The 10,903-nt window shown below is 69.5% G+C and carries 9 protein-coding genes and 1 pseudogene; 9 read left to right on the forward strand and 1 reads right to left on the reverse strand.

What is annotated here, in order from left to right:
• Window positions 1-18: 18 nt before the first annotated feature.
• Window positions 19-1,401 (reverse strand): DNA repair protein RadA, encoded by a 1,383-nt coding sequence (gene radA, locus ACYVDG_RS23995; protein ID WP_460757840.1) that lies wholly within the window; start codon window positions 1,399-1,401, stop codon window positions 19-21.
• A 184-nt stretch (window positions 1,402-1,585) separates the two neighbouring features.
• Between radA and ACYVDG_RS24000 the strand changes: the two genes are divergently transcribed.
• The 9 genes and pseudogenes from ACYVDG_RS24000 to ACYVDG_RS24040 all read left to right on the forward strand — a co-directional run.
• A complete protein-coding gene (locus tag ACYVDG_RS24000; protein ID WP_460757841.1) occupies window positions 1,586-2,536 on the forward strand; it encodes an SGNH/GDSL hydrolase family protein in 951 nt (316 codons plus the stop codon).
• Window positions 2,537-2,757: 221 nt separating this feature from the next.
• Entirely contained in the window at window positions 2,758-3,351 is a 594-nt protein-coding gene (locus tag ACYVDG_RS24005) for a C40 family peptidase (protein WP_460757842.1), read from the forward strand.
• 192 nt (window positions 3,352-3,543) lie between these two features.
• The gene (locus ACYVDG_RS24010) at window positions 3,544-4,479 is read left to right on the forward strand and encodes a sugar phosphate isomerase/epimerase family protein (RefSeq protein WP_460757843.1); all 936 of its coding nucleotides are present in this window, start codon (window positions 3,544-3,546) and stop codon (window positions 4,477-4,479) included.
• A gap of 167 nt (window positions 4,480-4,646) precedes the next feature.
• A complete protein-coding gene (gene proC, locus ACYVDG_RS24015) occupies window positions 4,647-5,441 on the forward strand; it encodes a pyrroline-5-carboxylate reductase (RefSeq protein ID WP_460757844.1) in 795 nt (264 codons plus the stop codon).
• Between the two features lie 568 nt (window positions 5,442-6,009).
• Window positions 6,010-7,548, forward strand: a complete 1,539-nt coding sequence (locus ACYVDG_RS24020; protein WP_460757845.1) for a UbiA prenyltransferase family protein — start codon at window positions 6,010-6,012, stop codon at window positions 7,546-7,548.
• Window positions 7,549-7,742: 194 nt separating this feature from the next.
• A complete protein-coding gene (locus ACYVDG_RS24025; protein WP_460757854.1) occupies window positions 7,743-8,903 on the forward strand; it encodes an acetoin utilization protein AcuC in 1,161 nt (386 codons plus the stop codon).
• A 229-nt stretch (window positions 8,904-9,132) separates the two neighbouring features.
• Window positions 9,133-9,930 (forward strand): phosphatase, encoded by a 798-nt coding sequence (locus ACYVDG_RS24030; protein ID WP_460757846.1) that lies wholly within the window; start codon window positions 9,133-9,135, stop codon window positions 9,928-9,930.
• 260 nt (window positions 9,931-10,190) lie between these two features.
• On the forward strand, window positions 10,191-10,394 hold the full coding sequence (locus tag ACYVDG_RS24035; RefSeq protein WP_460757847.1) for a helix-turn-helix domain-containing protein: 204 nt from the start codon (window positions 10,191-10,193) through the stop codon (window positions 10,392-10,394).
• A 303-nt stretch (window positions 10,395-10,697) separates the two neighbouring features.
• Window positions 10,698-10,903 (forward strand): annotated as a pseudogene (locus ACYVDG_RS24040) (TlpA family protein disulfide reductase); the annotation flags it as partial.

The raw sequence follows: 10,903 nt of genomic DNA on the forward strand, positions 1-10,903 counted from the left end.
GTTCCCGGCCGCCTGCGGCTAGCTTTCAGGCGTCTCCTTCTTGGTGCCCCGGCGGCGCCGCCCCTCGACCCAGGCGAGTGCCTCGCTCAGTTCCTCCACCTCGTGTGTCCGGATGCCCGGGACCGGGTCGCCGAACGGCTTGGGAACGACCGCCTCGGTGAAACCCAGGCGCTGCGCCTCGGCGACCCGGCGCCGAACCCCGTTCACCGCCCGGACGTCACCGGCCAGTCCGACCTCGCCCACGGCGATGAACCCGCTGGGAAGCGCGACGTCGTTATTGGAGCCGGCCGCGGCCACGGCCAGGGCGAGGTCCACGGCGGGCTCGCCGAGTTTCACGCCGCCCACGGTCGAGGCGTAGACGTCCATGTTGGCCAGCTTCATGCCCGTGCGCTTCTCCAACACGGCCAGGATCATGTTCACCCGGGAGGTGTCCAGGCCGGAGGTGGCCCGGCGGGGCGCGGGCAGTGGCGTCGGCGCCACGAGGGCCTGCACCTCGGTGATGAGGGGGCGGCGGCCCTCCAGGGTGACGGTCACGCACGTGCCCGGGACCGGGTCGGTGCGTTCGGTGAGGAAGAGACCGCTGGGGTCGGGCAGCCCGTAGATGCCCTTCTCCGTGAGTTCGAAGACGCCGATCTCGTCGGTGGGGCCGTACCGGTTCTTGACCGAGCGCAGCAGGCGCAGCTGCGAGTGGCGCTCGCCCTCGAAGTGGAGGACGACGTCGACCAGGTGCTCCAGCATGCGGGGGCCGGCGATGGACCCGTCCTTGGTGACGTGGCCGACGAGGACGGTGGCGATGCCGCGTTCCTTGGCGATCTGGATGAGCGCGCCGGTCACCTGGCGGATCTGCGTGACACCGCCCGGGATTCCGGTGGCTTCCGGAGACACCATCGTCTGTACCGAGTCCACGATCAGCAGTCGGGGTCCGACCGCCTCCACGTGGCTGACCAGTGTGGCCACGGACGTCTCCGCGGCGAGGAAGAGCTTGTCGGAGAGGGCTCCGAGGCGCTCGGCGCGCAGTCGGACCTGTCCGGCCGACTCCTCACCCGTGATGTAGAGGACGGGGCCCGCGGCCGCGCGAATCGCGGCCACCTCCAGGAGGAGGGTCGACTTGCCCACACCGGGTTCACCGGCGAGCAGCACCACGCCGCCGGGTACCGCGCCGCCGCCCAGGACCCGGTCGAGTTCGTCCAGCCCGGTGGGGACCGCCTCGGCCGTCTCGACGCTGATCTCGGTGATGGGGCGGGCCCGGGAAGTCACGGGGGCCGCCGCGACGGCCGCGGGCGCGGGCGCTCCGGCCTCCTCGACGGTGCCCCAGGCCTGGCATTCGCCGCAGCGCCCCACCCATTTGAGGGTGCTCCACCCGCACTCGGCGCACCGGAACGAAGTCTTCGCTTTTGCCATGGCCGCCACGCTAGCGCTTCCAGAGGACAGTTCTGGTGGCCACTCGTGGTGCCGGTGGGGGCACAAGAAAGTTACCTACGAGTTAGGTCACTTGTTTCGTCAATCATGTTAGAAGGTTCTCAGGGAGCTGCTCCCTAGGGTCCGAACACTCCGATGCCCCGCTCCTTGGAGAGAGGAAACCCGCGTGTCCCGTACACACCGGTCCCACGCCAGCCCTCACACCCCCGCCGGCCCCAACTCCCCCCACAGCCACGACCGTTCCAGTGCACTGCGCCGACTCGCACGCCGCACCGCCCCGGTGGCCCTCACCGTCCTGGGGGTCTCACTGGCCACCGCGCCCGCGGCCGCGGCGGAGGCCGGGACCGCTGAGACGGCGGCGTTCGAGCACTACGTAGCACTCGGCGACTCCTTCGTCGCCGGCCCCATGGTCAGCGAGCGGATGCCGCTCCTGGGCTGCATGCAGTCCGACGTCAACTACCCGAAACGCCTCGCCGAGGAGATCGGGGTCGCCGAGATCACCGACGTGAGCTGTTCGGGCGCGGTGATGAACGACTTCTACGAGGACCAGTTCGACGACACACCGCCTCAGCTGGACGCGCTCCGGCCCGAGACCGACCTGGTCACGGTGGGGATCGCGGGCAACGACTTCGGTTTCTCCGAGGTCCTCATCGAGTGCGCTTCGCAGAGTCTGGGCAACCCGGTGGGGAGCCCCTGTGCGGACCACTACGGCGGCGAGCTCGACGAGCGGATCGAGGGCCTGCGGGAGGAGGTCTCCGGTGTCTACGCCGACATCGCCGAGCGCAGCCCGGACGCCAGGGTCCTCAGCGTGGGGTACCTGCAGATCCTGCCGGAGAGTGGCGGCTGCTGGCCCAGCACGCCCATCGCCCGCGGTGACGTCCCCTTCCTCGATGAGGCGCAGACGGCGCTCAACGCGATGATCGCGGAGGAGTCGGAGGCCCACGGTGCCGAGTTCGTCGACACCCTCGAGCGCGGCCACGACGTCTGCGAGGGCTCCGACACCCGGTGGGTCGAAGGGCTGATCCCGGAGGACGGTGCGCCGGTCCACCCGAACAACCTGGGGATGGCCGCTACGACCGATTTCGTCCGTTCCGCCCTCGGCGTTCCCTCTCCGTAGCGCTGGGTGTTCGGCCTCGGTGGTGGATGGTCGCTTAATGGTTCACTGGCCGTTTTGTCCGCCGAGGTCAACCAGTCTTTACCGTCTTTGGATACCGAAACCGCTACAGAGAGTGACTTCACTTGATGTCTGTGTGACGAATGGTGGTGAGTCGGCGGCCAGGAGACCCGCGTCACGGAGGCGCGGACTGCCCCGACAGACCATGCAGGGAGAACTTCGTCATGCGACTACCGCGACATCACGAGCAAACGCGGGCCTGCTGTCCTACCTCGGACCCGGGGCGGCAGGCCTCGCCCACTCGGTCGCGTCGCCGTACGCCGCGCGCACTCGCCGTCGCCTTCTTCGCGACGGCCGCCCTGGCCGCCGGGGGAGCACCCGCCCTCGCACAGCCCTCGCACACCGCTCCGGCCGCGGCCGAGAGCGCACAGAGCGCCGACCGCGTTCACCAAGCCCACTCCTCCGCCACCATCGAGAAGGCCATCAGCGCCGCGGAGGCGCAGAAGGGCAAGCCCTACGCCTGGGGCGGGACCGGCCCCGATTCCTTCGACTGCTCCGGCCTGGTGCAGCACGCCTACGGTGAGGCCGGTGTGAGCCTGCCCCGGATCGCGCAGGACCAGGTCAACGCCGGTAGCCGGATTACCTACGCGAACGCCGAACGCGGTGACCTCCTCTACTGGACCGACGGGGGCGGTTACGCCTACCACGTCGCGATCTACCTCGGGGGAGACCGCATGATCGACGCGCCCAATTCCGGGGGCTCCATCGGGGAGCGGGACGTGACCCGCCACAACCTCGCCGGTGCCGTGCGGCTCTGACCCGGCACCGAACCAACGCGCCACGGCGCCCCACGACTCTTCGTTGGCTGGCCGCTTCCTCCGTGACCCGGGGGAGCGGCCGTCTTCGTGTCGCAGGGGGTGCGGCAGGTGAGCGGTGTGCGGCCCCGCGCGCCACGCCACGGGCGTGAAGACGGGCGCCACAAGTTCACGCGAAGCGCATAGGCTGGATCCGTGAGCCCTATCCAGGTCCCAGACGCGCCCGTGGTCCTCTCGTCGGCGTCGGTCTACCCGGAGAAGACCCCGGCCGCCTTCGAGATCGCCGCGCAGCTGGGGTACGACGGTGTGGAGATCCTCGTATCCTCCGACCCGGCCAGCCAGGACACCGAACTCCTGCGGCGCCTCTCGGACTACCACCAGATGCCCGTCACCGCAGTCCACTCTCCCTGCCTCGTGCTGACCCAGCGGGTGTGGGGGCGTGAGCCCTGGGGCAAGCTCCTGCGCTCCAAGGAGATGGCCGAGGCGCTGGGCGCCAAAGCGGTCGTGGTGCACCCCGCCTTCCGCTGGCAGCGCGAGTACGCCCGGGACTTCGAGAGCGGCGTGGCCCGCATGCAGGACGAGACCGACGTGGTCTTCGCCGTGGAGAACATGTATCCGGTGCGGGTGCGCGACCGCGAGGTGGTCCCGTACGCCCCGAGCTGGAACCCGCTCGACCGCGACTACCCCGACGTCACCCTCGACCTCTCGCACACCGCCATGTCCGGGTCCGACGCGATGGACATGGCGAAGCGGCTGGGCAACCGGCTGTCCCACGTGCACGTCACCGACGGTCTCGGCGGTCAGAACCTCGACGAACACCTCATCCCCGGCCGCGGTACCCAACCCGTCGCCGAACTCCTCGAGCACCTGGCGGGCACCGGCTACGAGGGCCAGCTCGTTCTCGAGGTGAGTACCCGGAAGGCCCCCGACCGCCAGGCCCGCATGCGGGAGCTGGCCGAAGCCCTGGCCTTCACCCGGTTGCACTTCGCGCAGGGCCCCGCGGGCCCGGAACCCGCCATGGACCGCCGCGAGCGCATCGCGCTGCTCCGCAGGCGGCCCCAGTCCCCTCCCCGGCGCTTCTCGGTCGACCCCGCCGGATCGGTTGACGAGGGGGCACGCGACAAGGACTGACCGCCCAGGACTGACCCGCAGGGATGTATCGGTGTGGACCGACCGGCAGGCGCCGATCGGTAAGGCAGGAGCCGGCGGCGGAACGGTTGTCCACCTTCTGAGACAACCGGTCCGCCCGAGCTGCCCAGGGCGGCTAGCGTGGAGGGGATCCGCAGAGAGGACCCCACATGATCGCGATCATCGGCGCAGGAAAGATGGGCGAGGCGCTGCTCGCCGGGCTGTTGGCCCAGGGCCACACCCCGGGGGACGTTCTCGTCACGGAACCGCGCGAAGAGCACGCCGAGGAGCTGCGCGGCCGCTACGGGGTCGAGACGGTCCCCGCGGCGGACGCCGCCAAGCGGGCCGACACCCTGTTGCTGGCCCTGAAGCCGCAGGACATGCTCGCCCTGCTCGACGACATCGCTCCGCACCTGTCCCGGGAACACCTGGTCGTCTCGGTGGCGGCCGGGCTGACCACTGTCGTCCTGGAGAGCCACCTGCCCTCGGGGACACCGGTGGTGCGCGCGATGCCCAACACCCCGGCGCTCATGGGCAAGGGAATGACCGCCGTCTCCGGCGGGGCGCACACCGGACCCGCCCATCTGGACCGGGCGGAGCAGCTGCTGGGCACGGTCGGCGAGGTGATCCGGGTCGGCGAGCAGCACATGGACACGGTCACCGCCATCTCCGGCAGCGGGCCGGCCTACTTCTACTTCATCGCCGAGACCATGATCGAGGCGGGTGTGGCGATGGGTATGCCGCGTGTCACAGCTCAGCGGCTCGTGGGGCAGACGATCACCGGAGCCGCCGCCATGCTGGACGGGTCGGGTGAGCACCCCGTCGTCCTGCGCGAGGCGGTCACCTCACCGGGCGGCACGACGGCGTCCGCCCTGCGTGAGCTGGAGCGACACGGCGTGCGCACCGCCTTCACCGACGCGATCGAGGCCGCCCGGGACCGGAGTCGGGAGCTCTCCGGGAGCTAGCCCTCGGGAGAGTGGTGTAGATCACTGAAAAAGTTCACGTCGCTCATGATCACGGGCCCCGGACGCGGCGTCACACCGGGTGAATAAGGTCGGGGTAAGGGATTTCTCCCCTGATATCCCACCTGTGTACGTTTTCCCCTTCTTCTGATTCCGGGGCCTCATGACTTCTCCTCAACCCCCTTCGGACCCGTCCCGTCCTCCCGGTGAGCCCGGGCCTGCCGCGACGCCGCCCGGCCCCCCGAGCGGTCCGCAGAGTCCTGTCGGGGGTTCATCCACGGGAGGCAACCCCGTAGCCAACAACCCGTCTGGCGGTCAGCCCCCGGTCGGGCCGCCTCCGGGTGGAACCCCGTCTGGCGGTCAGCCCCCGGTCGGGCCGCCGCCTGGAGGTATGCCTCCGGGCGGTCCGCCCCCGGGTGGAACCCCGTCTGGCGGTCAGCCCCCGGTCGGACCGCCCCCCGGTGGCCCGCCTCCGGGCGGCATGCCCCCCGCCGGAGCCCAGTCGGGCGGGATGCCTCCGGGTGGTCCGCCTCCGGGCGGCATGCCCCCCGGGGGGCCGCCGCCTGGAGGTATGCCTCCGGGTGGTCCGCCCCCGGGGCAGTTCGGCGGTCCCCCGCCGCCCCTGCCCCCGCTGGGCCTGTTCAAGTCCAAGTCGGGCCTGCGCGCGGCGCTCCTGAACCTGTCCGGTGTCGGCGCGGGCTTCTTCTACCTGCGCAACTGGCTGTTCTTCGGGATCAATCTGGCCGTCACCATCGGCCTGCTGGTCACCGCCGCCCTCATGGGAGCCGCGGACAACCTGGTCGTCTGGGCCCCGTCGCTCCTGGCCTGGATCCTGGTCACGGCCGCCGTCGGCCTCTTGGTCGGCCGCCACTACGACCGGAAGCTCCTGGCCCGAGGCGAGCAGCCGTCCGCCAAGCCCATGCCGCTCATCCTTGCGGCCTGCCTCGTCCTGGGGCTGATCGCCTCGCTTACCGGGGTCTGGCAGACAGGGGAGTGGCGTTACCGCGTCGCCGAGGCCGCGCACACCAGCGGCGACTGCGACACCGCGATCGACGGCTACGAACAGGTGGAGAACGGCTTCCAGCTCTCCATGTCCCCCGCGCTCATGGAGCGGGCCCGTTCCGGCGCCGAGGCGTGTGAGATCCTGCGCCGCGCCCAGTCCGACGTGGCCAACGAGTCCTACGACCACGCCCTCGAGTCCTACGGCGACTACTTCGAGCACGCCGGCTCCCGCTGGGAGGACACCGACGGCAGTATCGCCGAGATCCACCTCGACTACGCCTCCCAGCTCGCGGACGAGGCCGACCAGGCCTACAACGGTGACGTGACCGAGGATGTCGAGGCGACCTTCCGCCAGGCGCAGGAGACCTACACCTCCGTCGCCGAGGACTTCTCCGAGACCCCCTCGGCCGAGGAGGTCCCGGGCGCCCTGACCGACCTCTACGACCTGGCCACCGGCGACTACGCGAACGAGAGTTGGTGCTCGGCCTTCGACCAGATCGAGATGTTCGACGGACTCAGCTGGAACGAGGCCCCCGACGTCGTCGACCGCATCGAGGAGGAGCGCCCCGAGGCTGCCCTCAACTGCGGTTGGGACCAGGTCGACTCGGGTGACTACGAGGGGGCTGAGGAGAGCACGGACTTCCTCACCGCCGAGTACCCGGACCACGAGGCCGACGACGTCGAGGACCTGGTCAGGCACACCGGAGCCGGGCAGTTGGAGGACCAGATGGACCTCCAGACCACCTTCGGTGAAGCCTCGATCGAGGACATGAGCCCTTACAGCACCGGCGGCGGCGACAAGGTGACCATCGAGTTCACCAACCATTCGCCGGACGAGATGCACTTCATGTTCGTGGGTCCGGACGCGGTGCACGGTGAGGAGTTCACTGACCCCTGTGAGGACTGCTCGGTTCTCAGCTCGCCGCCGTCCGACAACTCCTGCTTCGACGACGGCCACGTCATGGAGGTCGAGCTGGACCCGGGCGAGTACCGGATGATGATCACCTCGACCGAAGGCGGCTTCCTGAACCAGCCCTTGCACGGAACCAAGGAACTGAAGGCCGGGGAGACCTACCGGTCCTGCTACTTCCAGACGGAGAACGAGTAGCCAGCGGAAGCGGCACCGCCTCGGAGGCGGGACCCGCGGCCCCGGAGGGAAGCCCCTCCGGGGCCGCGGCCGTTCCAGCCGGGCACCCCCCGGGGTTCTGCCCGCGCGCCGGTTTTGCGTACTGTGTGCTTCGGAGCACACACACCTGGAACGGGGGTCACCACATGGGAGGGCGCACGTCCTGCTCGCTTCGGGTGGCATGGGACGACGGACTCACCGCCTACGACTTCGGGCCGCAGCACCCGATGGCACCGATCCGAGTCGAGCTGACCATGGCGCTCAGCCGTGAGTTCGGCGTCTTCGACGGAACGGGGGTCGACCTCATCGACGTCGAGCCCGCCTCCGACGAGCTCCTCTCCCTGGTGCACGATCCCGAGTACATCAAGGCGGTGAAGCGGGCCGGGCAGACCTTGGAGCCCGACGACACACACATGCTCGGGACCACCGACAACCCCGTGTTCCCGGACATGCACGACGCCTCGGCGCTGATCGCCGGAGCCTCCGTGGCCGCGGCCGAGGCCGTGTGGACCGGACAGAGCGCGCACGCCGCCAACATCGCGGGCGGGCTGCACCACGCCATGCACGGCAACGCGTGGGGTTTCTGCGTCTACAACGACCCGGCGCTGGCCATCGCCTGGCTCCTGGAACAGGGTGCCAAGCGCGTCGCCTACGTCGATGTGGACGTACACCACGGCGACGGCGTCCAGAACGCCTTCTACGACGACCCCCGGGTCCTCACCATCAGCCTCCACGAGTCGCCGGTGACCCTCTTCCCGGGCACAGGCCAGGCCTCGGAGGTCGGCGGACCCGGCGCCGAGGGGTACGCGGTCAATGTCGCCCTGCCCGCCGGTACAGGCGACACCGGTTGGCACCGCGCCTTCGACGCGGTCGTGCCGCCGCTGCTGCACGAGTTCCAGCCCGAGATCCTGGTAACCCAGCAGGGCTGCGACACACACGCCCTCGACCCCCTGGCCAACCTGACGCTCAGCGTGGACGGCCAGCGCCGTGCCTACGAGGAACTCCACAAGCTGGCGCGCAAGACCGCGGGCGGCCGCTGGCTCCTCTTCGGCGGTGGCGGCTACGGCCTCGTCCACGTCGTTCCGAGGGCCTGGACCCACCTGCTTTCGGAGGCGGCCGGCGCCCCCATCGACCCGGACAGCGAGACTCCGCAGGGCTGGCGCGATTTCGTGCGCGAGCGCACCGGTGAGCTGGCCCCGCTCTACATGACCGACGGGCGCGAGGTCTCCTTCACCCCCTTCGAGCACGGTTACGATCCAGGTGACCCCGTCGACCGGGCCATCCACGCCACCCGTACCGCTGTCTTCCCCAGCCACGGGATCGACCCGACCCTCTGACCCGTCACCCCGAACCGACCGTCAGCCCAGAATCTCCGCTCTGCCGGCCCCTCATCGGTAGACCGACGGAACCGCCGCGGATCACACAGTGGTCAATTCTTCGCGATGATCGCGTGGTGCGCGCCAAATGGGTAGGACGACGGTGAATGCCGGGCGAACAGGAGCAGGCGTCGTGGTGGCTACACGGCGTGTCGTAGGCTCGCTGCCCAGGAGAGGAAGGGGAACGCAGGTGACGCCGCCGACACGCGCTGAACTCATCACCTATCTGGTTCGCACGGGGATCGCGGGGCATGTCGACACCCCACGGCAGAACAACCTGCGGCACTACCGGAGGCTGGTCCAGAAGGACCCGTACCACCAGTTCGGGTTGACCTTCGGGAACGACTGGACGTTCTCTGAAGTGCTCGGCCTGATGAACAAGCGCTGCGGTGTCGTGGACGACGAGGAGTACGTCTGGGGAATCGACACGATCGACCCCGACCTCACCATCGACGCACTGGAGGCCTTCGCCGACCGGCTGGCCCTGGCCGCCGAGCGCCGGGAGAGTGTCCTGTTCGCCACCGGCCACCCGCGCAACCTCCTGGAGACGTATCAGGTCTGGAAGGACGCGCTGGCGGCGCGCGGGTGCACGGTTCTCACCGCGGCGGGCGGCTACTCCTACGAGGTGACCACTGAGCGGCCTCCGAACCGGCGGATCGTCGTCTGGCAGGACGACGTGGCCATCGTCACCGACGGGCACCTCCCACGGCACAGCCACCACCCCTTCGCGATGCGGGCCATCCTCAGCGGTTTCACCGACCGTGGTGAACCATGGCCGCAGTTGGTCATCGCGGACCACGGGTTCGCGGGGGCGGCAGGGGAGGCCGGGGTGCCCACGATGGGCTTCGCCGACTGCAACGACCCGGCGCTTTTTCTCGCCGAGCACGAAGGAAAACTACTGGTCACGGTGCCTTTGGACGATGGCTATCTGACCGAGGACTACGCTCCGCTGCGCGATTACGTTCTGGCGCGGGCCAACCTACTTTGAGTAGGGCAGACCATTTATACCCACCGTTAAACATCATCTGCCCCGCAGTCAACGCATAGCCCCGAAGACAGCCCAATCGACCTTCCATAGACGGGAACTCGGCTCTACTCTGAAAACGGACGTGTCAGTAGTGACAGCATGACACGCTGGCGTGTCGGTGGGACGGGCGCGGGTTAGCCGGGGTCGCCCAACCACCGGGAAGGCACGCCAGGGCTGAACGGTAGACAAATGCTCACGTCCGGGAATGAGGGCGTCGAAAGATGAACGGGAGCAAGCCGCCTCTCGAAGAGGTCAGGTTCTTGACCGTGGCGGAGGTCGCCACGATCATGCGTGTGTCCAAGATGACCGTTTACCGAATGGTGCACTCGGGAGATCTCCCCGCAATTCGCGTGGGGCGTTCCTACCGGGTCCCCGAGCGAGCCGTGCACGACTACCTCCGCGAGGCTTTCGTCGAGGCTGGTTGACCAGGCCGGGCCGGACCCGGGTGCGGGGCGACACGCCCAGCGCCCGGTCCGCCGAAACCGGGGGGCGGTGATTCCCCACCATCGCCCCGCCGGGATACCCCCCGCCACTGGACCGTTCCCGTCACGGGACATCCCCGACCCGGGCTTCTTCTTCCCGTCACGGGGCACCCCTGCCATGGGACACCCCGCACCCGGGCCTAACGCCCCTTGGCGTGGGGTGGCGAAAGGGTCTCCAGGGCATCTACTACACTTTGTCGTTGTTGTAGTCCGCCCTGTTCACACCCCGTTCGCGAGGTCCCCTCGATGCCCAGTACCAGCACAGGTACGCGGCGCCGCCGTGCCGTGCCGCCCTTGTCGGCCGCCGCGCTGGCCGCCGTTATCGCCCTGTCCGGTTGTGCCGGCGGCACCGAGATCGAGTCCGGTGACGAGGAGGACCGCTTCATCGCCGGCGACGGCAGCGCCACCGTCTTCGAGGCCGGAGAGCGCGATGCCGCCCCCGACGTCACCGG

It is taken from the genome of Nocardiopsis oceani (assembly GCF_054777395.1).